The organism is Pseudomonas sp. PS1(2021) (genome assembly GCF_020405165.1).
Lineage (GTDB): Bacteria > Pseudomonadota > Gammaproteobacteria > Pseudomonadales > Pseudomonadaceae > Pseudomonas > Pseudomonas aeruginosa.
Map to the genome: position 1 here is coordinate 2,545,877 of NZ_CP084484.1, position 25,973 is coordinate 2,571,849.

Consider the following 25,973-nt stretch of genomic DNA (forward strand, 5'->3'; position numbering starts at 1 on the left):
CGGCGCCCCCGCTCGAGCCGCTCCCCGTCGGCGGGATCGGCCCGTATACTCGGAGCCTTCCTATCCGCCCAAGGACGCGCCATCGCCATGCTGGAGATTCTCGGAAAGGCCTCTTCGATCAACGTGCGCAAGGTGCTCTGGACCTGCGCCGAACTGGACCTGCCCTACCGCCGCGAAGACTGGGGCAGCGGCTTCCGCGACACCCACGCGGCGGAATTCCTCGCCCTCAACCCGAACGCCATGGTGCCGGTGCTGCGCGACGGCGAACTGGTGCTCTGGGAATCCAACAGCATCATCCGCTACCTGGCCAACCGCTATGCCGGCGAACGCCTCTATCCGCAGCAGGCGGCGCCGCGCGCGCGGGTCGATCAGTGGCTGGACTGGCAGGCCTCCGACCTCAACCGCTCGTGGAGCTATGCCTTCATGAGCCTGGTCCGGCAGTCGCCGGCGCACCGCGACGCGGCCCAGGTGGAGGCTTCGTTGCGCGGCTGGACGGGCTTCATGGAAATCCTCGAGGGACAACTGCTACGCACCGGCGCCTATGTCGCCGGCGAGACCTTCAGCCTGGCCGACATCGCCATCGGCCTGTCGGTCAACCGCTGGTACGAGACGCCGTTCGAGCATCCGTCGCTGCCAGCGGTGCGCGCCTATTACGAGCGCCTCGGCGCCCGTCCCGGCTTCCTCGCCCACGGCCGCAACGGCGTACCCTGAGCGAGGCGCGCGATTACTGGCCGAGCGCCTTGTTCAGGCGCTGCGCCAGGGCGGTGGTGTTGGCGCCGGCGGTATCCAGCAGCAGGTAGTCGTAGTCGGACTTGGCCACCGGGGCGATGCGGTATTGCAGGACGCCCTCGACCACCTGCTGGCCGGCCGGCACGCTGAGGGTGCCGACGCAGGACAGCACGCCGCTGTCGGGATCCTTCTCGAGGATCGCCACGTCGCGCAACGCGCTGTCCTTGAACTCCGGCGAGCGCTCGGTGATCGCGCCCTGGAGGAAGATCCGCATCAGTTGGTCTTTCACGTCCGGCGAGGCACAGGCCTCGGCCTCCTTCTTCGCGCAGGCGCTCAACAGCAGCGCGGCGCCCAATACAGCGAGCACGGGTAGCTTCATCATCCCCTCGGGGGTCGGTTGGTGATGCGCAGTTGGACTGCGCCGCCGGCGAATGATTCCCAGGCCCCGCGCGGCGCCTACCGCAGCCAGCACTGGCCAGCCGGCGCGTCTGCCAGTAGTCTGTCCGCCGCGCTGGCGACGCCGGCCCCACGCCAACTGGAGCAAGACATGTACCGAGACACCGTGACCCTCACCGTCAGCGCCGAGCAACGCGGCCGCGAAAGCGAGGCCGTGGACAACCCGAACGTCGCCATCGGCCTGGAAAGCGTCGAGCCGGGCGTGCTCAAGCTGCACTTCGAAGGCCAGCTGGACGCCCCGGAGAACGCTACCCACATCTGCTTCAGCCTGACCATCGGCCTCACCTACTACGGCCCGATCCTCGACGGCGCGGCCAGCGAGAACGGCGGCTGGATGACCTTCGAAAGCGACATGCTCGACCCGGCGCAACTGGCCTGATCGACTCTCCTTCGCAGCCATCCACCATGCGGAAGGCTGCGAAGTGGCACTTTGACACCCATCCCCCGGCGGTCTATAGACAGTTGCAGAACAGACACGGAAGTGGTGGTTCAGCATGTCAACGTCTTCGACAGTTCGCCCCACGACGAGCCTTTCCGGGATATCCCAGGCCCGCTTCCAGGGGACCAGGACACACGCCTCCCCAGCCTTTCGCGGGACGACTTCTCCGCCTGCGCTCTCCCATCCCCCATGACAGCACCCGGCCGGCGACACGGGCACCGACAGCGCCAGAGCGTACCGACCGGCCTGCGTAACGGGTAGCGACCGGTCGAGTTCTGGCGCGCCGGAAAAGAATCTCCACGCGGGAATCGTCATGAAAATACTCGCCCTTCTCGCAGCCTGCCTGCTGGCAGGCTGCGCCGCCAACGCCCCGCTGCGCGATGACAGCGAATCGACCTGCGCCGACATGCGGCCTTGCAGCGACAGCTACTACGAACGCCATCCGAACTACGAGATCGGCTTCGTCGAATACAGCGAGCGCGGCAACGACTTCGCGCCTGCCAGAACGCAACGCCTGATCGACCAGCTAAAGCGCTACTCCGCCCGGGGGGACATCGCCATGGTGGTGTTCATTCACGGTTGGAAGCACAACGCGGGACGGGACGACGGCAACGTCGCCAGCTTCAACAAGGCACTCGCCAATCTCGCCTCCTCCGGGGTGCTGGGCAAACGCAGGCTGGTCGGCCTCTATGTTGGCTGGCGGGGCAAGTCGATGCATGGCCTGTATAGCGAGAACTTGACCTACTGGGACAGGAAGGCCGTCGCCGAGGAAGTCGGCCGGGGTGGCGTCGCCGAGTTGCTCGCCCAGTTGGAACGGATCGATCGCAAGGACAGGAACTATCTGGTGATCGTCGGCCACAGCTTCGGCGGCGCAATCACCCTCGGCGCACTTCACGACCCGTTGCTCGAACGCCTGCTGGCTCTCCAGGACGGTCAGCGGATACGCGCCTTCGGCGACGCGGTAATCATGCTGAATCCGGCGATAGAGGCCAATCAGGGCCTGCTGCTTAAGGAGAACAGCCTCAAGGTCGGCGCCCTGGGAACCCAGCCGCCGCCGCTGCTGTACGTCATCAGTTCGCACGGCGACAGCGCCACCCACTTCGCCTTCCCGCTCGGCCAATGGGTCGGCGTCAACCTCACCTGGAGCCAGGTGGACCTGGACAGGACCTACAACGGAACCCGCTATCGCCTCCGGGAAGAAGACCTGGATACCACCGCCCTCGGCAACTACAGCCTGTATCGGACCGCCCTGCTGATCGACCGCGAGTGCCCGCTGCCGGATGGCAGCGACAACTGCGCGCCAAGACCGCCCGAACCACGGGTGATCGACGACACCGATATCGGCAAATGGCGCTTCAGGAGCTTCTGCAGCGCGGACGGCGGCAACGCCGATCCGGCGCTGCCGCGCATGCCCTGCTACAGCAACGAGCCGGTCAACTTCATCTACACCTCGCAGTCCTTCATCGCCGACCACAACGATATCTTCAACGACCAGGTGATCGCCTTCATGGCCACCGCCGTCAGCAAGGCCATCTACGAACGTACGGCTGGCGCCTCCTACTACCGGGAGTGCCACGACCCGGTGCGGAAGAACTTCTCGTTCGGCAAGTGCTTCGACTTCCACTACCTCAAAGCCACGGCCATGCACCGGCGGCTGCAACGGCAACTCTCGGAACCCGGCACCCGCAGCGAACAGGACGTCCTCTATGAAAACCCTCTCTAGCCTGCTCCTGATCGGCTTCGCCGTCGTTCTGCTCGCCCCGCGGATGGCGCCCGCCGCCAGCGCCGCCGAAGACAAGGCCACCTATTGCGGCTCCGGCTTCACCCAGTATCTGGTTCCGGACGACGTCGCGGGCTGCTCGCTCAGCGAGGCCTGCCGCCTGCACGATATCTGCTACGGCCGCTGCGACAAGGACGGCGACCTCTACGGCAGCGCCTACTGCGCGCAAAGCGAAAAGTCCGAAGCCCGCAACATGAGCAAGCAGCAGTGCGACGCCAGGCTGCAGGCCGACATCGCCGCACAGAACGGCAACAGCCGCCTGTGCCGCGCGGTGGGAGGCGTCTACCGGGTATTCGTGAAGCACCTGGGGCAAGGTCCGTTCAATGGCCGGGAGGCACTGGACATCTACCTGAAGGTCATGCAATCGGCGCCCAGCGCAGCCGACGCCGACGCCCGCCTCGAAGCCATCCATCAGCTACAGAAGCAGGGCCTGACCGACGCCAAGGAAATCCGTTACGACGCCGAGCGTATCGTCATCCCACTCAACAGGCCCGTGGAATCGCCGTTGACCAACGGCTCGGACACTCTCGTCCTGCCGCGCAACCTCGACCGGGAACGGCTGCGCCAGCTGGACCAGCGGCTCATCCGCCAATGAGCCTCAGAATAGTGCCATCTGCCGGTCGACCAAAGTGGCGAAATCATCGCCGACGAACGGCAGGATGGCGTCGGCCACCGGCTGCAACTGCTTGCCCACGTAGTGCTCGTAGTCGATGGCCGAACGCCGCGCCTCGAGCGGCTCGGGACCGGCGACGCTGATCACGTAGCTGATCCAGCCGCCGCTCTGGTACTGCCGCGGGCGCCCGCGCTCGAGGTTGTAGTCGTCGGCGATGCGCGCCGCGCGCACATGCGGCGGCACGTTGCGCTGGTAATCGTCGAGGTGCCGGCGCAGGCGCTTGCGGTAGACCAGCAGGTCGTCCAGCTCGCCGGCCAGGGTCCGTCGTACGTAATCGCGCACGTAGTCCTGGTAGGGCTGGCGGTTGAAGATGCGCAGGTAGAGTTCCTGCTGGAAGCGCTGGGCCAGCGGCGACCAGTCGGTGCGCACGGTCTCCAGGCCCTTGAAGACCATCTCCTCGCCACCGTCGGCGCGGCGCACCAGGCCGGCGTAGCGTTTCTTGCTGCCCTCCTCGGCGCCGCGCACGGTGGGCATGAGAAAACGCCGGTAATGGGTCTCGAATTGCAGCTCGAGGGCGCTGTCGAGGCCGAATTCTTCTTTCAGGTGCTCGCGCCACCAGTCGTTGACCCGCGCCACCAGCGCCCGGCCGATGGCCGCGGCCTCCTCCTCGGCGCGGGGGCTGCCGAGCCAGACGAAGGTGGAGTCGGTATCGCCATAGATCACCGTATAGCCCTCGGCCTCGATCAGCTCGCGGGTACGGCGCATGATCCGATGCCCGCGCAGGGTGATGGACGAGGCCAGGCGCGGGTCGAAGAAGCGGCAGCCGCTGGAACCCAGCACCCCGTAGAAGGCGTTCATGATGATCTTCAACGCCTGCGAGAGCGGCTGGTTGCGTTCGCGCTTGGCCGCCTCGCGGCCCTCCCAGACCCGTGCGACGATGGCCGGCAGGCAATGCCGGGTACGCGAGAAGCGGGCGCCGCGAAAACCTTCCACCGAGTGCTCGTCGTCCGGCTGGCGCAGGCCTTCCACCAGGCCGACCGGGTCGATCAGGAAGGTACGGATGATCGACGGATACAGGCTCTTGTAGTCGAGCACCAGCACCGATTCGTAGAGGCCCGGCCGCGAGTCCATGACGAAGCCGCCGGGACTGGCTTCCGGGCGCTTCTCGCCGAGGTTCGGGGCGACGAAGCCGGCGCGGTGCATCAACGGCATGTACAGGTGGGTGAAGGCCGCCACCGAGCCGCCGCTGCGGTCCGCCGGCAGGCCGGTGACGGTGGCCCGTTCGAGGAGGAAGTCGAGCAGTTCGGTACGGGCGAAGATCCGCGTCACCAGTTCGCAGTCCTTCAGGTTGTAGTGCGCGAGGGCCGGCTTGTCCTCGGCGAACATGCGATCGATCTCGTCCATCCGCTGGTATGGATTGTCGATCGCCTTGCCTTCGCCGAGCAGGGTCCGGGCGACGTTCTCCAGGCTGAACGAGGGGAAGCTCCAGGTCGCCGAGCGCAGCGCCTCGATGCCATCGATGATCAGGCGGCCGGCCGCCGCGGCGAAAAAGTGGTTGTTGCGGCTGCCGTGCTCGCGCCAGCCCATTTCGTCGCCGCCACGCCCCAGGCGCAGCGGCACCTTCAGGCGCTGGGCATGCTCATGCAGGACGCGCAGGTCGAACTGCACCAGGTTCCAGCCGATGATGGCGTCGGGATCGTGCTCGGCCAGCCACTGGTTGAGACGTTCCAGCAGCCCGGCACGGCTGTCGCAATAGTCGAGGCGGAAATCCACGGCCGCGGCATCGCCGTTGGCCGGGCCGAGCATGTATACCTGGCGCTGGCCGCAGCCTTCCAGGGCGATGGAGTAGAGATCGCCGCGGGCGTTGGTCTCGATGTCCAGCGACACCAGGCGCAGGCGCGGGCGATAGTCCGGAGCCGGCTTCAGGCGCCGGGCGAGCAGGCTGCCGTCAGCCTCGACACTCGCCTCCAGGCTGACCGGCGCGGTGATGAAGCGCTCCATCAGGTAGCGCTCCGGCGGCCGGATATCGGCCTCGAACACCTCGACGCCGGCCTGGCGCAAGCGTTTCTCCAGATTCATCAGTTGGCGATGCTGCTGGCAGTACAGGCCGAGCACCGGCCGCTGCTGGAAGTCGCGCAGCGCCAGCGGCCGCAGCTCGGCGCCAGTCTCCCCGGCGAGCAGGGACTCGACGCGCCCGCGCTGCTCGGCGAGGACGAACGCCACCGACGGCTGCGGCGGCAGCCGCACCTGCCGCGGGCCCTGCTCGGTCGCCAGCCAGAACGCGACTTCCGCGCCGGCCGGCGTATCGCGCCAGTGCCGGGTCAGGACGAACCCTTGCAGTAACTCCACCATCGACCCCGAATCTCTCGCATCCGCCGATTCTACCCGGCCTGCCTTGGGAACGCTGGCATCTTCGGTCAGCCGGCAGCAGCCAGGCGCTTGTAGAAATAGGTGGTGGGACAGGGCGTGCCGTCCGGCATCAGGGCGTAGTCCGGAATTTCCCCGACCCGTGTCCAGCCGGTCTTCAGGTACAGCCGTTCGGCGGCGCTGCCGCTGACCGTGTCCAGCACCAGCAGGGACTTGCCGCAGGCCCGGGCGAGCCGGTCCAGCTCGCCCATCAGCGCCTCGCCGATGCCGCGCCGACGCGCACGCCGGTGCACCAGCATCTTCGCCACGTCGGCGCGGTGCGGCTGGTTCGGCGGTTGGTCGAGGAGCAGTTGCACGGTACCGACGATCCGCCCCTCCGCTTCCGCCACCAACAGCAGGCGTTCATCGCCCGCCACGCTCTCGCCGACGCCGCGCCAGAAGGCCAGCGCCCGCTCCCGCGGCAACGGCCACATGAAGCTGACCGAAGCCCCGCCTTCCACGCAGTCCAGCAGTACCTCGGCCAGTTCGTCCAGGCGCGCCAGGATCTCCTCGCCAGCCAGGCGGCGAATCGTCGGTTCGGTCATCGCGGGCAAGCTCCAATGCAAGGGCGAATTTCCAATATATTGGACAGTGACTATCATGGACGAGAAAAATCCGCCAGGGCCACTCATGGATATCGACGAACTGATTGCCCGACGCCTAGCCGCCCTGCGCAAGGAGCGCGAGCTGACCCTCGCCCAACTGGCCGAACGCTGCGCGGTGAGCAAGGCGATGATCTCGCGCATCGAGCGCAACCAAAGCAGCCCCACCGCCAGCGTCCTCGGCCGTCTCGCCGGCGGCCTGGGGGTCGCCCTCTCCGAGCTGCTCGGCGACGCGCAGGCACCGGCCGAACCGCTCTGCCGGCGCGCGCAGCAGGAAGTGTGGGAAGACCCGGCCAGCGGCTACCGCCGCCGCCAGGTCGGCGCTCGCGATCCGCGCAGCGGCTGCGAGATGGTGGAAGTGGAGATCCCGGCGAACGCCCGCCTCGACTATCCTCGCTGGGGCGGCCGGCCCTACCGACAGCGCCTGTGGCTGGTCGAGGGTGCGCTGCGGGTGGATTACGGCGAGCAGTCGTTCCACCTGCAACGCGGCGACCGCCTGGACTTCGGCGTCGACCGCGCGGTGACCTTCGCCACCGCCGGGCAAGCCTGCCGCTACCTGCTGGTGATCCTCCACGACTAGTCGTGCGGCTTTTTCCGCCGGCGCTCCGGCGACCAGTCGAGGGCGCCGACCCGGTGCAGGTAGAACAGTCCGACCAGCAGCAGGGAGACGAACAGCGTCGCCTCGACGAAACCCGCCCAGCCATTCTCCCGCAGCGACACCGCCCAGAGGTAGAGGAACGGCATCTCGATGCCGAAGATCACGAACAGCATGGCGACCAACGCGTACTTGACCGAGAAGCGCAAGCGCGACGAGCCGGTGGAATCCACCCCCGACTCGAACGGCAGGTTCTTCGCCCGGCCATGCGATCGGCCGCCCAGCACCCGGCCCAACCCCAGCATGAGCAGGCAAAGGGCGAGCGCGCCGAAGAGGTAGGCGAGCAAGGCCCAGGTCGCGGGAGCGAAGGATGCGTACATGATGGTCGCCCCTCAGCCCTGACGGGTCGCCAGCTTGAGAATGACGATGCCGGCCACGATCAGCCCCACCGCCAGCAGCCGCAACGGGCTCGGGCTTTCGCCGAAGAGCAGGATGCCCAGGGCGAAGGCGCCGACCGCACCGATGCCGACCCAGATGGTGTAGGCCGTGCCGAGGGGCAGGGTTTTCATGGAAACGGCCAGCAGGCCGAAGCTGAGGATCATGAACAGCAGGGTGACCAGGCTTGGCCACAGGCGGGTGAAGCCGGCCGACTCCTTCATGGCCGTGGCCCAGACGATTTCGAAGACACCGGCGAGCAAGAGATAGATCCACGCCATTTTCAGCCTCTCTGCAGGGTCGTCCCCGCGCAATGAAAGAGGGAAAACGGGTCGTCCCGCTTCCGGCTGAAAGTGCGTGCCGCCCGGGCGGGCGTCAGTCACCGACGGCAGCGATCCTAGCGCGTTGCCGATGCCGGGTGAACGCCTGCGCCGACGGAGTTGTTTCGCCGCGTTTCCGCGCCGCGCCCGCCGGGACGCTCGGCAGGATTGATCTAGACTTTCGCAGGATCGTGCAAGGCGTCCGTTTCGTCCTTCGCGCACACTTCGCCCGATGCATCCCTGCCTGATAAGAGATAACGCCCTGCCCGGGCCTTTCCGTGGAGAATCAGCATGCCCACCTCGCTCGTCCTGAACGGCAAGAACGTCACCCTCGACGTCGATCCCAACATGCCCCTGCTCTGGGCCATCCGGGAAAGCGCCGGCCTGCACGGCACCAAGTTCGGCTGCGGCATGGCCCAGTGCGGCGCCTGCACCGTGCAGCTGGACGGCACCGCGGTACGTTCCTGCGTGCTGCCGGTCTCCGCGGTCGCCGGCAAGCGCGTCACCACCATCGAGGGTATCCAGAGCAAGCCCGGCAAGGCCGTGCAGGACGCCTGGGTCAAGCTCCAGGTACCGCAGTGCGGCTACTGCCAGTCCGGCCAGATCATGTCCGCCACAGCGCTGCTGGAGCAGAACGCCAGCCCCAGCGACGCCGACATCGATGCCGCGATGAACGGCAACATCTGCCGCTGCGCCGCCTATGTGCGGATCCGCGCCGCCATCCACGAAGCCGCCGACACCCTGAAGGCCTGACGCCATGAACAGCAAGATCGATCTGAGCAACGCCCTGCCCGGCTCGCGCCGCGGCTTCCTCAAAGGCGCCGCGGTGGTCGGCCTGACCATCGGCTTCCAGTGGAGCGGAGCCCGGCGTGCCCTCGCCGCGGCCCTGCCGGACGCCGGCTTCGCGCCCAACGCCTTCCTGCGGATCGCTCCGGACGACAGTGTCACGGTGATCGCCAAGCACGTGGAGATGGGCCAGGGCGCCTATACCGGTATCGCCACCATCGTCGCCGAGGAACTCGACGCGGACTGGAGCAAGGTCCGCGTGGAAAGCGCGCCCGCCGACGCCAAGCGCTACGCCAACCTGGCCTTCGGCACCATGCAGGGCACCGGCGGCAGTTCGGCGATGGCCAACTCCTGGATGCAATTGCGCGAGGCCGGGGCCAAGGCGCGCGCGATGCTGGTCGAGGCCGCCGCCCGCCAGTGGCGAGTGCCGGCCACCGAACTGCGCACCCGCGACGGCTTCGTCGAACATCCGGCCAGCCAGCGCAAGGCCAGCTACGGTTCGCTGGCCGCTGCGGCGGCGGAACTGCCGGTGCCGGAAAACGTGCAATTGAAGGATCCCAAGGACTTCCGCCTGATCGGTCACCAGGCGCCGCGCGTCGACGTTCCCGGCAAGACCGACGGCAGTGCGCAATTCACCCTCGACGTCAGCCTGCCCGGCATGCTGGTCGCCCTGCTCCAGCGCCCGCCGCTGTTCGGCGCCACGGTGAAATCGTTCGACGCCACGGCGACCAGGGCGATTCCGGGGGTGGTCGAGGTGGTCCAGGTGCCGCACGGCGTGGCGGTGGTCGCCAAGGGCTTCTGGGCGGCGAAGCAAGGCCGCGACGCGCTCAAGGTCGAGTGGGACGAGAGCAAGGCCGAGAAGCGTGGTTCCGAGGCGCTGATGGCGGAGTACCGCAAGCTCGCCGAGCAACCCGGCAAGCCCGCGCGCAGGGACGGCGACGCCGCCAAGGCGGTGGCCGGGGCGACCCGCAGGATCGCCGCCAGCTACGAGTTCCCGTTCCTCGCCCATGCGCCGATGGAGCCGCTGGACGCGGTGGTCAGGCTGACCGCCGACAGCTGCGAGATCTGGGCCGGCGACCAGTTCCAGACCGTCGACCAGGGCAACGCGGCGCGCACCGCCGGGCTGAAGCCGGAGCAGGTGAAGATCAATACGCTCTACGCCGGCGGCAGCTTCGGCCGGCGCGCCAACGCCTGGTCGGACTATATCGTCGAGGCGGTATCGATCGCCAAGGCGCTGGGCGCCAACGGCGTGCCGGTGAAGCTGCAATGGACCCGCGAGGACGACATCCACGGCGGTTTCTACCGGCCGATGTACTACCACCGGCTCGAAGCCGGGCTCGACGCCGACGGCAAGCTGGTCGGCTGGCAACATCGCATCGTCGGCCAGTCGATCCTGGAAGGCACGCCGTTCGCCGCGGTGATGGTCAAGGACGGCGTCGACGCCACCTCGGTGGAAGGCGCCGCCAACCTGCCCTATGCGGTGCCCAATGTCTCGGTCGAGCTGAGCACCACCCAGGTCGGCGTGCCGGTCCTGTGGTGGCGGGTGGTCGGCAGCTCGCACACGGTCTACGCGGTGGAGGCGTTCATCGACGAGGCGGCGCAGGCCGCCGGCAAGGACCCCTACCTGTTCCGCCGCGACCTGCTGGCAGAGCAGCCGCGCCTGCGCGGCGTGCTCGAACTGGCTGCGGAAAAGGCCGGCTGGGACCCGTCCAGGCCGCTGCCCGCCGGGCGCGGGCGCGGGATCGCGGTGACCGAGGCATTCAAGACCTTCGTCGCCCAGGTGGTCGAGGTCTCGGTGGACAAGGACGGCAAGCTGAAGGTCGAGCGGGTGGTCTGTGCGGTGGACTGTGGCATCCCGATCAACCCGGACGTGATCGCCGCGCAGATGGAGGGCGGCATCGGCTTCGGCCTCGGCGCGATCCTGCACAGCGCGATCACCCTGAAGGACGGCAAGGTCGAGCAGAACAACTTCGACGGCTACCAGGTGCTGCGGATCGCCGAGATGCCCAAGGTCGAAGTGCACATCGTGCCCTCCGGCGAAGCGCCCACCGGGGTCGGCGAACCCGGTGTGGCGCCCATCGGCCCGGCGCTGGCCAATGCGATCTTCGCCGCCACCGGGCAACGCCTGTACAACCTGCCCTTCCCCACCTCCTTCGCCAAGGCCTGAGCGAGACGCCCGCCGGCAGCTCCACGGCTGCCGGCGCGGCGCGGGCGGCCCTCCGAGGTTCGCCGCCGACCATACGGGTCCCCCCGGTGTCGCGCCGATTTGCCTCCGCCCGGCGTCGGGCGCAGACTTCAGCCTCCATTCGCCCGCGTAGCCAAGCATGACCGAGCCTCTCCCTTCTTCGTCCCTGGGCCCCGCCCTGCGTCGCTGGCGCCTGCTGCACCGGGTCAAGCAAACGCATGCCGCCGAATTGCTCGGCGTGGCGCAATCGACCATCTCGCGCTGGGAGTCCGGTACCCAGGCGCTGCTGGTGGAGGAACGGGCACGCCTGGAGCGTCTGCTCGGCGCCCGCCTGGAAGCCGCCGCCGACCAGGCACTGGCCCGCCTGGTCGAGGCCAACCCGCAACCCGTGCACCTGATCTGCGACCTCACCCATCGCCTGTTGGCCTGTTCGCCGGCACGCGCCGCGCAATTCGGCGTGCCTCTCGGCGAACTGCTCGACCGTTCGCTGTGGCCCTATTGCAGCGAGGAAATCCTCCGCCAGGAAGCCACCCTCGAGGAACTCGGCTGGCGCGAACTGCTGGCACCGCCGGCGCTGGAGTTCGCCAGCGGAGCGAACGCCTCGGCCATCGTGCCGATCCGGCGCAGCCGTTGCCGCTGGACCCGCATGACCCTCTCGGACGGACGCGCGGTGCGCCTGGTGGAAACCCTCTGAACGTCGCCGCGGATATTTTATCCATGGACCTTCAGCACCGCCGCGCCTAGGCTTGCAGGCTCGTTTCACCGGTAGCGGAGCCCGCGCCATGTCCCTCGAACTGCTGAGCAACCGCCTCGAATTCCTCCGCGAAGCCGAACGCCTGAAAGACGTCCTGCGCTCCGCGCACACCTCCTCCGGCCGCCCGGAAAGCACCGCCGAACATAGCTGGCGGCTGTGCCTGATGGCACTGGCCTTCGAGGACCAACTGGCCGGCCTGGACCTCGGCAAGGTCCTGCGCATGTGCGTGGTCCACGACCTCGGCGAAGCGATCCACGGCGACATCCCCGCCGTCGAGCAGGCCGCGCACCCGGACAAAGGCGAACAGGAACGCGCCGACCTGTTGCAGCTGACCCGTCACCTCGACGCGCCGCTGCGCGACCGCCTGCTCGCCCTGTGGGACGAATACGAGCGCGGCGAGTCCGCCGAAGCCCTGGCAGTGAAGGCCCTGGACAAGCTGGAAACCCTGCTCCAGCACACCCAGGGCGACAATCCGGCGGACTTCGACTATGCCTTCAACCTCGACTACGGCCGTCGCTATACCGACCGCGCACCGCTGTTCAAGACCCTGCGCGAGCTACTCGACGCCAGGACCCGACAGCGCCTCGCAGTTCGGCGCGACGCCTAGCGTGCGCCCGCCCGGGCAGCGTTACCAGCGCCACCGCCTACGTAGCTCGCCATGGCTACAGGGAAGCGGCTGGCACGTTTCCACCGACCGGGCCTGTCCTGCACGCCTCAGTAAAGGCGCGCCTTGATCAGCGGCCGCAGCAGGTAGTTGAGCACGCTGCGCTTGCCGCTGAGGATGTCCACCTCGGCGACCATCCCCGGAATGATCGGCAACACCTCCTCGCCGCGCTTCAACTGGCTGCCATCGGTCTTGATCAGCACCTGGTAGTAGGACTCCTTGCCATGCGGGGTGTCCTCCTCGATGGTGTCGGCACTGATCTGCTCCAGGGTGCCCTTGAGGTCGCCGTAGATGGTGTAGTCGTAGGCGGTGATCTTCACCTTGGCCGGCATGCCGGGAACCAGGAAGGCCACGTCGCGCGGCTTGATCTTCGCCTCCACCAGCAGACGCTCCTCTACCGGGATCACTTCCATGATCGGCTCGCCGGGCTGGATCACCCCGCCGCGGGTGTTGATCAGCACGGTGTTCACCCGCCCGCGCACTGGCGACAGGATCTCGGTGCGGCGCAACTGGTCCTGGCGCTGCTGGACGATCGGTTCCAGGGCGCTGAGATCGGCCTTGCGCTGGGCGCGCTCGGTATAGGCATCCTGGAAATAGGTGCTTTTCAGCTCGGTCAGCTTGCCGCTGAGGGTGGCGATGTCCTGGCTCAGCTTGAGCGCCTCCATCTGGCTCACCGCACGCTTGGCCACCAGCGGGCGAACCAGGTCGAGCTGGCTCTGCGCCAGGTGAATCTGCCGCTGGATCGCCTGGGTGCCCTCCACCAGTTTGTCGCGGCGCGACTTGAACAGCTCGCGTTCGGAACGCGCCAGCGGCCCCTCGGGATCGACGTCCGGCGGGAACTCGATGCTCTTCTTGCCTAGCACCTCGGCGTCGAGCCGGGCAATGGCCGCGCGCAGCACGCTGGCCTGGTTCGCCGACTCCTGGAAGTTGGTGAGGAAGCGCGTCTCGTCGAGGCGCACCAGCGGCTGGCCGACTTCCACCAGGTCGCCCTCCTTCACCAGCAGGCGGTCGAGGATGCCGCCCTCCAGGCTCTGGATCTTCTGGATGCGGCTGAACGGCACGACCCGACCGTCGCCGCGGGTCACCTCGTCCAGTTGCGCCCAGGCCGCCCAGCCGATGAACAGCAGCACGCAACCGAGCAGGGTCCAGAGCAGCGGCCGGTAGACCGGGTGGGTAGCCGCCAGCAACGGGTCGGCCAGTTGCCGGCGCAGGGCGGCGGCGTCGCGGTCAGAGTCCATGGTTGCCTCCTTCGGCGGCCTGCGGTGCCTGTACCTGGTTGCCCTGCACCACCTGCTCCAGCGGGCCGTCCATGATCACCCTGCCCTGGCGCAGGACCACCGCACGCTCGACCAGGGCGAGCATGCTTTTCTTGTGGGTGGTGATGACCAGGGTGCGCTTGCCCAACCATTGCTGCAGGTAGTCGATGACCTGTTTCTCGCTGCCCTGGTCGAAGGCCGCGGTCGGCTCGTCGAGCAGCAGGATCGGAGGGTCCTGTAGCAGCACCCGGGCCAGCCCGACGGCCTGGCGCTGGCCGCCGGACAGGCTGGCGTTGCCCTGGATCGGCATGTCCAGCCCCAGCGGGTGGCCGCGGACGAAAGCGCCCAGGCCGACCCCGTCGAGGGTCTCCAGCAGTTCCTCGTCGCCCAGCGCGGCGTTCTCCAGGTTGAGGTTGTCGCGCAGACTGCCATGGAACAGCGCCACGTCCTGCGGCAGGTAGCCGATACCGCGCTGGCGGTCGGCCGGGTCGATCTGGGTCAGGCTGACGTCGTCCAGCAGCAGGCGTCCCGCCTGCGCGTCGAGCAGGCCGCTGAGCAGGCGCAGCAGGGTCGACTTGCCGGCGCCGTTGCCGCCGAGCAGCGCCACCCGCTCGCCGGCGCGGATGTTCAGGGCCTGCACGTCGACCACCGGCGGGCTGTCGCCGTGGGCCAGGCGCACGCCCTCCAGGCAGTAATGTCCCTGCAGGCGCTCCTTGTGCACGAAGCGCTTGCCCTGGGGTCGCTCCTGCTCGGCGCTCATCAGTTGGTCGAGGCCTTCCATCGCCACCTTGGTGTGCTGCCAGCGACCGAGGATGCCGGCCGCCTGCGACAGCGGTGCGATGGCCCGAGAGGCGAGGATCGAGCAGGCCACCAGGCCGCCGACGGTCATCGCGCCCTCGCTGATCCGATAGACGCCGAAGACCACCACGCCGACGTAGCAGAGCTGCTGGACGATGCTCGCCGAGTAGCTCAGGGTCGAGGCCAGGGTATGGGTCTTCATCGCCGTACCGGCCAGTTCGCCGGTCAGGGTTTCCCACTGGTGCAGGCAGCGGCCTTCGGCGCGGGTCGCCTTGACCGTCTCCAGGTGCTCGAAGGCTTCCAGCAGCACGCCGTTCTTCATCGCCCCTTCGCGCAGGTTCTGCCGCGACAGGTGGCCGAGCAGGCGCTGGGTCAGCAGCCCCGGCAGGATCATCAGCACGCAGGCCACCAGCGGCACCCAGACCACATGGCCGCCGATCACGGCGATGATCAGCAGGAAGATCGCCACGAACGGCAGGTCGCTGATCAGCGCCGCGCTGGACGAGGTAAAGAACTCGCGCACCGACTCGAACTCCCGCACCTGGGTACTGAAGGCGCCCATCGACGCCGGCTTGGCGGCGACCCGGGTGCTCAGCACGCGGGAGAACAGCAGGGTCGAGAGTTGCAGGTCGAGGCGCTTGCCGAGCACGTTGAGCAGGTGGCCGCGCATGATCCGCAGGACACCGTCGAGGACGATCGCCAGGGCCACGCCGCTGGCGAGGATCCACAGGGTGTCGAACGCCGCGTTGGGCACCACGCGGTCGTAGACCTGCATGGCGAACAGTGCCGAGGCGACCGCCAGGACGTTGGCCACCAACGCCGCGGCGGTGACCTCGGCGTAGGAACGCCAGAGCCGCTTGAGCGGGCCGAAGAACCAGTGTTCGGGCAAGGCGCTGGCGTAGTCGCCGACCCGCCCGTCCGGGCGGTAGCGGCACTTGGCGAAGACCGCCGTGCCGCTGTACAGCGCTTCCAGCTCGGCCAGCGGCATCCTCTGGCTTCCGCCGTCGCTCTGCGGTACCAGCACCTCGGCGTGCTCGCCGTCGTTGCCCACCAGCACCAGGGCGCGGCCGTCGTCGAGCAGCAGCAGGGCCGGCAGCAGGTAGCGATCGATCCGGCGCAACGGCTGGCGGGTGACCTGGGCGGTGATGTCGGCGCGGCGCAACGCGCGGGCCACCAGGTGCAACGGCAGGCGACCGTGCTCCAGCGGCATGCCGTCCACCAGTTCGGCGTCACCGAGCGGTCGGCCAAGCTGCCGGCAGAGCAGCAACAAGCCCTGGCGCAACGGGTCGACGATGGGGTCGTGGTTGAGGATCACGACGTTATCCGGGGTTTTCTCAGCTTCCATGATTCAGCCGGTTCTCCAATAGCGGACCCAACAGGCCGACTTGCGCGGCCGCCCGATACTCGATGCGCTTGCGTTCGATCCGCAGGTTGATCAGTTGCCGCTCTGCCTCGAACCGCTCGCGCTGCACGTTGAGCAGGTCGATCACGTCGCGCCGGCCAACCTCGAACTGTTCGCGATACAACTCGCCGACCTGCTCCGACTCGGTCACCTGCTGGGTCAGCGACTGTTCCCGCCAGCGCAGCGTGTCGCCGTTGTCGAAGAGGTTCTGCAGTTGCCGGCGGATGTCGCGCTGCATCGCGTCGGCGGTCCATTGCGCCGACTCCAGGCGCTGCTGCGCGGCGGTCGGCCGGCGGAAGTTGGAAAGCCCCTGGAAGGTGTCCATGCGGAAGCGCAGGGATACCACCGAGTCGCTTTCCGGATGCCCGCCGATCTCCCGGCGCAGCGCGCTGGCCTCCAGGTTCAGTTGCGGCAGCAGCGACGCCTTGGCCTCGCGGACCTCGGCCTCGGCGACATTGGCGTCCTCCAGGGCCTTGCGCTGCAAAGGCGATTCGCGGATCACCCGCGCCATATCGCTGGCCGCCAGGTAGCGTTGCAGCGACATCGGCTCGGGCTCCACCAGGTCGGCGGGCTCCTGGCCGACCAGGATCGCGTACTGGTTGCGCGCGTCCTGCAGGTTGCCCTTCTCCAGCGACAACTGCTCCTGGGCCCGCGACAGTTCCAGATTGGCGCGATCCAGCTCGCTGCGGTCGGCGTAGCCGTCGCCGCCGCGCGCCTGGGTCATCTCGCGGATGCCGTCGAGGCGCTGGATGTGTTCGCGCACCGCCTCCACCCGGCGCTCCGAGGCAAGCACGTCGAGGTAGGTCTCGACGATATCCAGCGCCGCATCGTCGCGCGCCACCAGCACCGCCTCGGACAGCTTGCGCTGGGTCGCGCTGGCGCTGTCGACCTTGCTCGTCACCCGACCCCAGTCGTACAGCATCTGCGACGCGGTGAGATCGTAGACGATCTCGCCGAAGTCGAACTCCTGCGGCCCCCCGGACATCGTCACGGAGGGGTAGTACCCCCCTTTGGCCATCTCCACCTCGGTGCCTGCACGGTCCGCTTCGGCCATCGCGGATCGTACTTCCGGGTGGATCGCCAGCCCTGCCCTGACCGCCTGGTCGAGGGGCATGGCCGACGCGAACATCGGCAGACCCAGGGAAAGGAGCCAGATGGCTCCCTTCCCATGCCGCCGTCCCTTGCGCGCGTACTGCCTGCGCCCGCGCATCAGACCACGACCTGTACCGTGTTGTCCTCGATCAGCAGGGTGGTACTGCCGAAGGTGTAGACGTCGTAGGTAATGCCGTTGATCAGTTGCGTGGTACCGGTATTCACCGCGCCCACCACGTTCAGGGTGTCGTTGTTCTCGCCGGTGATCTGCAACGTGTTGTTGGCATCGGTGATGGCATCCACCTCCGCCGCGGTCAGGGTCAGCACGCTACCCGAATCGCCCTTGCCGAGGTCGATGCGCTCGAGGTTGCTGAGCGTGCCGACGCCGACGGCGTTGTAGTCGAGGTCGATGCCGTTGGCCAGGACCAGGGTGTCGAACCCGGCGCCGCCATCGATGCTGACGAAATCGGTCGCGGTGATCTGGATGGTGTCGTTGCCGTTGCCGGCCACCACGTGATCGCCGGTGCCCACGTTGAAGATCAGGTCGCTGCCGTCGCCGCCGTTGATGTACTCCGAACTGCCGTTGGCGCCGGACAGCACGTCGTCGCCGGAAGTACCGTTGACATCGATCTGGCCGATATTGAGCGACAGTCCGTTGGGGGTCAGGGTGATCCCGTAGGCGGCGCTGTCGTTGCCATTGGAGTCGGTGGACACCAGGTTGAACGAGATCTGCGAGCCGAGGTTGAGGATGTCGGTGATGTTCAGCCCCAACTGGGTGAGGATGGTCGGGCTCAGCAGGTTCAGCGAGAAGTTTCCGGACGAATCCGCCTGGATCGGCAGCAATTCGACGTTCAACGCCGGGGTGATGACCCGGATCACCACGCTGGAGTCAGGCTCGGTGGTTCCGCTGAAACCGAAACGCGGGTTCAGCGGGTTGAGGCTGACGTCGAGGCCGAAGTTGCCGATGGTCACCGGTTGCTCGATGCTGGTGCCGACGCCGATGCTCGCCGTGTTGCTCGGGTTGCCGGCCGGGTCGCGTCCGACCACCGACACCTGGGCATTGAGCAACTGGTCCCAACTGAAGTCGATGTCCAGGTCGGTGAGCAGGTTCAGCGACGCCAGCCCGCTGTTGTCGGCGGTCACCGTGGCGGTGGCGGTCACCCCGCCGACGTCGACGGTCACCGTCAACTCGGTCCCTGGCTCCGCCGAGATGGTCAGGATGTTGCCGACCAGGGACAGCACCGGGGTCGCCGGCGGAATGGTGTCGATGGTGAACGGCACCGGGGTCGACGCGGTGCCGCCGTTGATGTCGGCGGTGACGGTCGAGGCGCCCTCCGGGAACGGGCCCATGCCGCCGGGAGGCGTCAGGGTCAGGGTCAGGTTGCCGGCGGCGATGTCGCCGGCGGTGAGGGTATGGCTGACCTCGGCCTCGTAGCCGTTCTGCCCGGCGAACTTGACCGTGACCACCTGGCCGACCTGCATGGTCGGACGGACCGTCACATCGACCTGGATGCCGTCGCCGATCTCCGCGGCGTTGATCCAGGTATCGGCGGCTTCCGGCACGCTGATGGTCGGCGGCGCCAGGTCCGGCGCGTTGATGGTGGCCGGCCCGCTGACGTTGCCGGCGGCGTCCACGGCAACCCCGGCGATCAGTTCGCCGGTGATCAGCGGCGGCGCGAACGGCAGGCTGAAGTTGCCGGCGCCGTCGACGGTGACCGTGATCGGGTTGGCGGTGTCGCCGTTGACCACGATACGCACCTGACTGTTCGGCTCGGCGGTGCCGGTCAGCAGCGCGCCGTCGGCGCTGATGCTCAGCAGCGGAGCGGACGGCGCCACCGAGTCCACCGTGGTGCTGGCCGGACCGCTGGCGTTGCCCGCGGCGTCTTCGGCGACGGCGTTGATCACCGTACCGTTGGCCAGCGGCGTGCCGGGGGTGAAGGTCCAGTTGCCACTGCCGTCGGCGGTGGTCTCGCCGATCGGGTTGCCGTTGCCGTCGGTGAGGATCACTTTGGCGCCGACCTCGGCGGTGCCGGTGATCACGCTGCCGTTGCTGGCATTGATCACCGGCGTGGCCGGCGCCACCGTATCCACCGTGGTGCTGGCCGGACCGCTGGTATTGCCGGCCGGGTCCTGGGCCACGGCGTTGACCACCGTGCCGTTGGCCAGCGGCGTGCCCGGTGTGAAGGTCCAGTTGCCGCTACCGTCGGCGAGGGTCTGGCCGATCGGGTTGCCATTGCCATCGGTGAGGATCACCCGGACGCCGGGTTCGGCGGTGCCGCTGAGTTCGACACCATTGCTCGGGTCGATCACCGGGGTGGCCGGGGCCACCGCGTCCACCGTGGTGCTGACCGGACCGCTGGTGTTGCCGGCGGCGTCCTGGGCCACCGCATTGATCACCGTGCCGTTGGTCAGCGGTGTGCCCGGAGTGAAGCTCCAGTTGCCGCTGCCATCGGCGGTGGCCTGCCCTATCGGGTTGCCGCCGCCGTCGGTGAGGATCACCGTGGCCCCGGCTTCGGCGGTACCGCTGATCACCGTACCGTTGCTCGGATCGAGCACCGGGGTGGCCGGGGCTACCGAGTCCACCGTGGTGCTGGCCGGGCCGCTGGCGTTGCCGGCGGCGTCCTGGGCCAGCGCATTGATCACCGAGCCGTTGGCCAGCGGCGTGCCGGGCGTGAAGCTCCAGTTGCCGCTGCCGTCGGCGGTGACCTGGCCGATCGGGTTGCCGTTGCCGTCGGTGAGGATCACCGTGGCCCCGGCTTCCGCCGTACCGCTGATGACGACTCCATTGCTCGGATCGATCACCGGCGCCGGCGGGGCGATGGCATCGACGGTGACGCTGGCCGGACCGCTGGTATTGCCGGCCGGGTCCTGGGCCACGGCGTTGATCACGGTGCCGTTGGCCAGCGGGGTGCTCGGGGTGAACGTCCAGTTGCCGCTGCCGTCGGCGGTGGCCTGGCCGATCGGGTTGCCGCCGCCATCGGTGAGGATCACCGTCGCACCGGCTTCCGCGGTACCGGCGATCACGCTGCCGTTGCTCGGGTCGATCACCGGCGCGGCCGGCGCCACCGAGTCCACCGTGGTGCTGGCCGGGCCGCTGGTGTTGCCGGCAGCGTCCTGGGCCACCGCATTGACCACCGTGCCATTGGCCAGCGGCGTGCCGGGCGTGAAGCTCCAGTTGCCGCTGCCATCGGCGGTGACCTGGCCGATCGGGTTGCCGTTGCCGTCGGTGAGGATCACCGTGGCACCAGCCTCGGCGGTACCGGCGATCACGCTACCGTTGCTCGGATCGATCACCGGGGCTGCTGGCGCCAGCGAGTCGACGGTGGCGCTGGTGGGACTGCTGTTGTTGCCGGCGGCGTCCTGGGCTAGCGCATTGATCACCGTGCCATTGGCCAACGGCGTAGCGGGCGTGAAGGCCCAGTTGCCGCTGCCGTCGGCGGTGACCTGGCCGATCGGGTTGCCGTTGCCGTCGGTGAGGATCACCGTGGCCCCGGCTTCCGCCGTACCGCTGATGACGACTCCGTTGCTCGGATCGATCACCGGCGCCGGCGGGGCGATGGCATCGACGGTGACGCTGGCCGGACCGCTGGTGTTGCCGGCCGGGTCCTGGGCCACGGCGTTGATCACGGTGCCGTTGGCCAGCGGGGTGCCCGGGGTGAACGTCCAGTTGCCGCTGCCGTCGGCGGTAGCCTGGCCAATCGGGTTGCCTCCGCCATCGGTGAGGATCACCGTCGCGCCAGCCTCCGCGGTACCGCTTATCTCGGTGCCGTTGCTCGGATCGATCACCGGCGCCGCCGGGGCCACGCCATCCACCGTGATCACCGCCGGCGCACTGTCGACATTGCTTGGGCTGCGCGCCACCACGTTGACCACCGTGCCATCCGGCAGCGGGATGCCTGGAGTGAAGGACCAGTTGCCGCTGCCGTCGGCGGTGACCTGGCCAATCGGGTTGCCGTTGCCATCGGTGATGATGATGGTGTTGCCGGCGTCCGCGGTGCCGCTGATCACCGAACCGTTGCTCGGATCCACCTGCGGGATCGACGGCAGCGAGGAATCCACCGTCGTGGTAGCGGGAGCGCTGGTATTGCCGGCGGCGTCGCTCGCGGTCACGTTGACCACGGTGCCGTTGGGTAGTTGCGAGCCGGGCGTGAAGCTCCAGTTGCCGCTGCCATCGGCGGTGGTCTGGCCGATCGGGTTGCCGTTGCCGTCGGTCAAGGTCACGGTGCTGCCCGGCTCGGCGGTACCGTTGAGCAGGTTGCCGTTGCTCGGATTGACCACAGGCGTGTTCGGCGCCACCGCGTCCACGGTAGTGCTGCCCTGCGGGCCGGTATTGCCCGCAGGGTCCTGGGCCACGGCGTTGACCACCGTGCCGTTGGCCAGCGGCGTGGCGGGCGTGAAGGTCCAGTTGCCGCTGCCGTCGGCGGTGGTTTCGCCGATCGGGTTGCCGTTGCCGTCGGTGAGGATCACCTTGGCCCCGGCCTCCGCGGTGCCGCTGATGGTCGTGCCGTTGCTCGGATCGATCACCGGCGCCGGCGGCGCCACCGCGTCCACCGTGGTGGCGGCCTGCGGGCCGGTATTGCCGGTCGGGTCGGTGGCCGTGGCGACGATCACCGTGCCGTTGGCCAGCGGCGTGCCCGGCGTGAAGCTCCAGTTGCCGCTGCCGTCGGCGGTGACCTGCCCTATCGGGTTGCCGCCGGCATCGGTGAGGGTCACGGTGGCACCGGCCTCGGCGGTGCCGCTGATGACGACGCCGTTGCTCGGGTTGATCACCGGCGCCGGCGGCGCGCTGGAATCGACGGTCACCGTCGCCGGCGGGCTGCTGTTACCGGCGGCGTCCTCGGCCACCACGTTGACCACAGTACCGTTGGCGATCGGCGTGGACGGGGTGTAGGTCCAGTTGCCGCTGCCGTCGGCGGTGACCTCGGCGATCGGATTGCCGTTGCCGTCGGTGAGGATCACCGTGCTGCCCGGTTCCGCAGTGCCGCTGAGGCTGCTGCCATTGCTCAGGTTGACGGTCGGCGTGGCCGGCGCGATGGCGTCCACGGTAGTGCTGCCCTGGCCGCCGGTATTGCCGGCCGGGTCGGTAGCGGTGGCGTTGACCACGGTTCCATCCGCCAGCGGCGTGGACGGGGTGAAGCTCCAGTTGCCGCTGCCGTCGGCGGTGACCTGCCCGATCGGATTGCCGCTGCCATCGGTCAGGGTCACGGTGGCGCCCGGTTCGGCGGTGCCGCTGATCTCCGCGCCGTTGCTCGGATTGACCACCGGCGCGGCCGGCGCCACCGAGTCCACGGTGGTGCTGGCCGGAGCGCTGGTATTGCCGGTCGGGTCGCTGGCCGTGGCGTTGACCACGGTGCCGTTAGCCAGCGGCGTGCCCGGCGTGAAGCTCCAGTTGCCACTGCCGTCGGCGGTGACCTGGCCTATCGGGTTGCCGTTGCCGTCGGTCAGGCTCACGGTAGCGCCCGGCTCGGCGGTGCCGCTGAGCGTGGTGCCGTTGCTCGGGTTGAGCACCGGCGCCGCCGGGGCTTGCGAGTCCACGGTGACGCTGGCGCCCGGGCTGCTATTGCCGGCGGCGTCCTGGGCCACCACGTTGACCACGGTGCCGTTGGCGATCGGCGTGGACGGGGTGTAGGTCCAGTTGCCGCTGCCGTCGGCGGTGACCTCGGCGATCGGATTGCCGTTGCCGTCGGTGAGGATCACCGTGCTACCCGGTTCCGCAGTGCCGCTGAGGCTGCTGCCGTTGCTCAGGTTGACGGTCGGCGTGGTCGGCGCCACGCCATCGACGGTGGTGCTGCCCTGGCCGCTGGTGTTGCCCGCCGGATCGGTGGCCGTGGCGTTGACCACGGTTCCATCCGCCAGCGGCGTGGACGGGGTGAAGCTCCAGTTGCCGCTGCCGTCGGCGGTGACCTGCCCGATCGGGTTGCCGTTGCCATCGGTCAGGGTCACGCTGCTGCCCGGCTCGGCGGTGCCGCTGAGCGTGGTGCCGTTGCTGGGGTTGATCACTGGCGTGGCCGGGGCTACCGAGTCCACGGTGACACTGCTGCCTGCACTGGTGTTGCCGGAGGCGTCGGTGGCCGTGGCGTTGACCACGGTGCCGTTGGGCAACGGCGTGGTCGGAGTGAAGCTCCAGTTGCCGCTGCCATCGGCGGTGACCTGCCCGATGGGATTGCCGTTGCCATCGGTCAGGGTCACGGTGGCGCCCGGCTCGGCGGTGCCGCTGAGCGTGGTGCCGTTGCTCGGGTTGACCACTGGCGTGGCCGGTGCCACGGCGTCCACGGTGACGCTGGCCGGCGAACTGGCGTTGCCGGACGGGTCGGTAGCCGTGGCGTTGACCACCGTGCCGTTGGGCAACGGCGTGCTCGGGGTGAAGGTCCAGTTGCCGCTGCCGTCGGCGGTGACCTGGCCAATCGGGTTGCCGTTGCCGTCGGTCAGGGTCACGGTAGCGCCCGGCTCGGCGGTGCCGCTGAGGGTCGTACCGTTGCTCGGATCGACGGTGGGCGTGGCCGGCGCGACGGCATCCACGGTAACGCTGGCCGGCGGACTGCTGTTGCCGGCGGCATCCCTGGCCACCACGTTGACCACGGTACCGTCCGGCAGCGGGGTGGACGGCGTGAAAGACCAGTTGCCGTTGGCATCGGCGGTGGTCTGGCCGATCGGATTGCCATTGCCGTCGGTCAGGGTCACGCTGCTGCCCGGTTCGGCAGTCCCGCTGAGTTCGCTGCCGTTGCTCGGCTCGACCACCGGCGCGCTCGGCGCCACGCCGTCGACGGTGATGGAGGTCGCCGGGCTGCTGTTGCCGGCGGCGTCCCTGGCCACCACATTGACCACGGTGCCATCCGGCAGTTGGCTACCGGGGGTGAAGCTCCAGTTGCCGTTGGCATCGGCGCTGGTCTGGCCGATCGGATTGCCGTTGCCGTCGGTGATCACGATGGTCACGCCCGCTTCCGCCGTACCACTGAGGACGCTGCCGTTGCTGGCATTGACCTGGGGCGCGTCGGGGAAGTCGGGGGCTTCGGCGGTGACCGGGGTGCTGCTGTTGCCGGCCGGGTCGGTAACGATCACCGTCACCGTCTCGCCATTGGTCAGCGGCGGGTTCAGCGGAACCTCGAAGCTGCCGCCGGGACCGACCACCACGGTGGTGTCCGGCTGGCCGTCGCCGTCAGTGTCGACACCGACGGTGGCGCCCGGCTCTGCGTTGCCGGTGACGCTGCTGCCGTCCGGCGCCACCTGCACGTCGGTGGCCGGCGCCGGGGCGGTGGTGTCCGGCGCCTCGACGGTCACCGGGGTGCTGTTGTTGCCGGCCGGGTCGGTAACGATCACCGTCACCGTCTCGCCATTGGTCAGCGGCGGGTTCAGCGGAACCTCGAAGCTGCCGCCGGGGCCGACCACCACGGTGGTGTCCGGCTGGCCGTCGCCGTCGGTATCGACGCCCACCGTCGAGCCGGGTTCGGCCTTGCCGGTGACGCTGCTGCCGTCCGGCGCCACCTGCACGTCGGTAGCCGGCGCCGGGGCGGTAGTGTCCGGAGCGGTGACCTGGGCCGGCGGGCTGGCGTTGCCAGCCGGGTCGGTGACCACCACGGTGACCGTCTGGCCATTGGTCAGCGGCGGGTTCAGCGGAGCGGTGAAATTGCCGTTGGCATCGGCGATCACGGTGAGGTCCGGCTTGCCGTCGCCATTGGTATCGATGCCGACGCTCGCGCCGGCCTCGGCCTGGCCGCTGATGCTGCTGCCGTCAGGCGCTATCTTCAGGCCGCTGGCCGCCTTCGGCGGAGTGGTGTCCGGGGGCACCGAAGAACCGCCGCCGCCACCGCCGCCGCTGCTGTTGGAAATCGCCACCCCGGCGCCGATGGCCGCCGCACCGACCAGCAGCGCAGTCCCTGCGCTCATGCCACCGAGCACACCGGCGCCGGTCAGCGACTCGAAACCGGCCAGGCTTTCCTGCGGGATGTAGCCGGCCATCAGCGGCCCGTCGGCGGCGACCGGCGGCAGGTCTACCGCCACCAGCTTGTCCTTGTCGGCCAGGAACAGCTGGCTGGAAGGCTGGCCTTCCGCATAGAAGTTGGCGATGCGTACGCTTTCCCCGGTCTTCAGCTGGACGATCAGGTCCGAACCGCTCTTCGAGTATCCCGCCACCGACTCCGGTGCGACATCGAGCGCGACATTACTGCTCTGGGAGAGTTTGAGTATCCCGTTTTCCGGAACCTCGACGGCAGCCGCAGAAGAAATACTCTGATCGATAGGGGTAACTTTCGCCTGGATCGACATTTCCGACATTCCTCTTGTCAAGCAGCGACCGAACGGCCGCACCATGTAATCCAGAAATAGCAGCTTTTAAATAAAAGGCGAGTCTGACTTTATATATAACGACTAAGAAAACCCCCATGAAAAATTCAATTTAGATAACCCCTGTAAAACATGCAGCCATTTAGCCATCACACGCCTATCTAATTGATAAACAATATATAATCAAAAAGTTATAATACTTTATAAACAACCCCCATCACCTGGCACGGCAAATCGACTAAATAACCCAGCGGGCAAATATCAGAACTCTACGATGCGTATTTCATAAAAAACCGGGAGAAATGAAATAGCACTTCCCGGCACCTCGTAGTTCGTCGGCGCGAGGCGACGGCAAGACGACCCCGACAGTTCCAACGGAAA

18 protein-coding genes are annotated in these 25,973 nt (G+C 68.2%); 9 read left to right on the top strand and 9 right to left on the bottom strand.

Annotated elements, in window-relative coordinates:
* Positions 1–87 precede the first annotated feature (87 nt).
* On the top strand, positions 88–711 hold the full coding sequence (locus tag LE197_RS12050) for a glutathione S-transferase family protein (RefSeq protein WP_003088140.1): 624 nt from the start codon (positions 88–90) through the stop codon (positions 709–711).
* 13 nt (positions 712–724) lie between these two features.
* On the opposite strand, the gene LE197_RS37120 is transcribed toward LE197_RS12050, so the two are convergent.
* Positions 725–1,111, bottom strand: a complete 387-nt coding sequence (locus LE197_RS37120) for a hypothetical protein (RefSeq protein WP_003115740.1) — start codon at positions 1,109–1,111, stop codon at positions 725–727.
* 165 nt (positions 1,112–1,276) lie between these two features.
* On the opposite strand from LE197_RS37120, the gene LE197_RS37125 reads away from it, so the two are divergent.
* The 3 genes from LE197_RS37125 (at position 1,277) to LE197_RS12065 (ending at position 3,999) form a co-directional block, all read left to right on the top strand.
* Positions 1,277–1,564, top strand: a complete 288-nt coding sequence (locus tag LE197_RS37125) for a hypothetical protein (protein WP_003088136.1) — start codon at positions 1,277–1,279, stop codon at positions 1,562–1,564.
* A gap of 373 nt (positions 1,565–1,937) precedes the next feature.
* Positions 1,938–3,347 carry an alpha/beta fold hydrolase gene (locus LE197_RS12060; RefSeq protein ID WP_003132715.1) on the top strand — a complete coding sequence of 470 codons (1,410 nt, stop codon included), beginning with the start codon at positions 1,938–1,940 and terminating at the stop codon, positions 3,345–3,347.
* Positions 3,331–3,999, top strand: coding sequence for a hypothetical protein (locus tag LE197_RS12065; RefSeq protein WP_003102715.1), 669 nt, complete (start codon positions 3,331–3,333; stop codon positions 3,997–3,999). The genes LE197_RS12060 and LE197_RS12065 overlap by 17 nt, the downstream gene beginning before the upstream one ends.
* Positions 4,000–4,002: 3 nt before the next feature.
* Here LE197_RS12065 and LE197_RS12070 read toward each other — a convergent pair whose 3' ends face one another.
* Both LE197_RS12070 and LE197_RS12075 read right to left on the bottom strand, forming a co-directional pair.
* Entirely contained in the window at positions 4,003–6,366 is a 2,364-nt protein-coding gene (locus tag LE197_RS12070; protein ID WP_079280291.1) for a DNA polymerase II, read from the bottom strand.
* Positions 6,367–6,434: 68 nt separating this feature from the next.
* A complete protein-coding gene (locus LE197_RS12075) occupies positions 6,435–6,968 on the bottom strand; it encodes a GNAT family N-acetyltransferase (RefSeq protein ID WP_003102722.1) in 534 nt (177 codons plus the stop codon).
* An 85-nt stretch (positions 6,969–7,053) separates the two neighbouring features.
* Here LE197_RS12075 and LE197_RS12080 point away from each other — a divergent pair, with 85 nt between their 5' ends.
* Positions 7,054–7,605 (top strand): helix-turn-helix domain-containing protein, encoded by a 552-nt coding sequence (locus LE197_RS12080; protein ID WP_003102727.1) that lies wholly within the window; start codon positions 7,054–7,056, stop codon positions 7,603–7,605.
* Here LE197_RS12080 and ndhC read toward each other — a convergent pair.
* Together ndhC and LE197_RS12090 are read right to left on the bottom strand one after the other, a co-directional pair.
* Positions 7,602–8,000 (bottom strand): NADH-quinone oxidoreductase subunit A, encoded by a 399-nt coding sequence (ndhC, locus tag LE197_RS12085; RefSeq protein WP_003088123.1) that lies wholly within the window; start codon positions 7,998–8,000, stop codon positions 7,602–7,604. The two genes, LE197_RS12080 and ndhC, sit on opposite strands and share 4 nt — an antisense overlap.
* 12 nt (positions 8,001–8,012) lie before the next feature.
* Positions 8,013–8,336 carry a DMT family transporter gene (locus LE197_RS12090; protein WP_003102734.1) on the bottom strand — a complete coding sequence of 108 codons (324 nt, stop codon included), beginning with the start codon at positions 8,334–8,336 and terminating at the stop codon, positions 8,013–8,015.
* 330 nt (positions 8,337–8,666) lie between these two features.
* Between LE197_RS12090 and LE197_RS12095 the strand changes: the two genes are divergently transcribed.
* The 4 genes from LE197_RS12095 (at position 8,667) to LE197_RS12110 (ending at position 12,707) form a co-directional block, all read left to right on the top strand.
* Positions 8,667–9,128: a (2Fe-2S)-binding protein gene (locus LE197_RS12095; RefSeq protein ID WP_003102736.1), complete on the top strand. Its 462-nt coding sequence runs from the start codon at positions 8,667–8,669 to the stop codon at positions 9,126–9,128.
* A 4-nt stretch (positions 9,129–9,132) separates the two neighbouring features.
* Positions 9,133–11,328 (top strand): xanthine dehydrogenase family protein molybdopterin-binding subunit, encoded by a 2,196-nt coding sequence (locus LE197_RS12100; protein ID WP_023108900.1) that lies wholly within the window; start codon positions 9,133–9,135, stop codon positions 11,326–11,328.
* 157 nt (positions 11,329–11,485) lie between these two features.
* The gene (locus LE197_RS12105) at positions 11,486–12,040 is read left to right on the top strand and encodes a helix-turn-helix domain-containing protein (RefSeq protein WP_003088112.1); all 555 of its coding nucleotides are present in this window, start codon (positions 11,486–11,488) and stop codon (positions 12,038–12,040) included.
* 88 nt (positions 12,041–12,128) lie between these two features.
* Positions 12,129–12,707, top strand: coding sequence for an HD domain-containing protein (locus LE197_RS12110; protein ID WP_003114949.1), 579 nt, complete (start codon positions 12,129–12,131; stop codon positions 12,705–12,707).
* 107 nt (positions 12,708–12,814) lie between these two features.
* Here LE197_RS12110 and LE197_RS12115 read toward each other — a convergent pair whose 3' ends face one another.
* From LE197_RS12115 to LE197_RS12130, 4 genes are read right to left on the bottom strand one after another with little or no spacing between them, the layout of a single operon-like run.
* Positions 12,815–14,002 (bottom strand): HlyD family efflux transporter periplasmic adaptor subunit, encoded by a 1,188-nt coding sequence (locus LE197_RS12115; RefSeq protein ID WP_003102741.1) that lies wholly within the window; start codon positions 14,000–14,002, stop codon positions 12,815–12,817.
* Positions 13,992–16,163 carry a type I secretion system permease/ATPase gene (locus LE197_RS12120; RefSeq protein WP_226034050.1) on the bottom strand — a complete coding sequence of 724 codons (2,172 nt, stop codon included), beginning with the start codon at positions 16,161–16,163 and terminating at the stop codon, positions 13,992–13,994. Before LE197_RS12120 ends, LE197_RS12115 begins: the two co-directional genes overlap by 11 nt.
* Positions 16,153–17,430, bottom strand: coding sequence for a TolC family protein (locus LE197_RS12125; RefSeq protein WP_003122808.1), 1,278 nt, complete (start codon positions 17,428–17,430; stop codon positions 16,153–16,155). The genes LE197_RS12120 and LE197_RS12125 overlap by 11 nt, the downstream gene beginning before the upstream one ends.
* Entirely contained in the window at positions 17,430–25,574 is an 8,145-nt protein-coding gene (locus LE197_RS12130; RefSeq protein ID WP_042173286.1) for an Ig-like domain-containing protein, read from the bottom strand. The genes LE197_RS12125 and LE197_RS12130 overlap by 1 nt, the downstream gene beginning before the upstream one ends.
* Positions 25,575–25,973 lie beyond the last annotated feature (399 nt).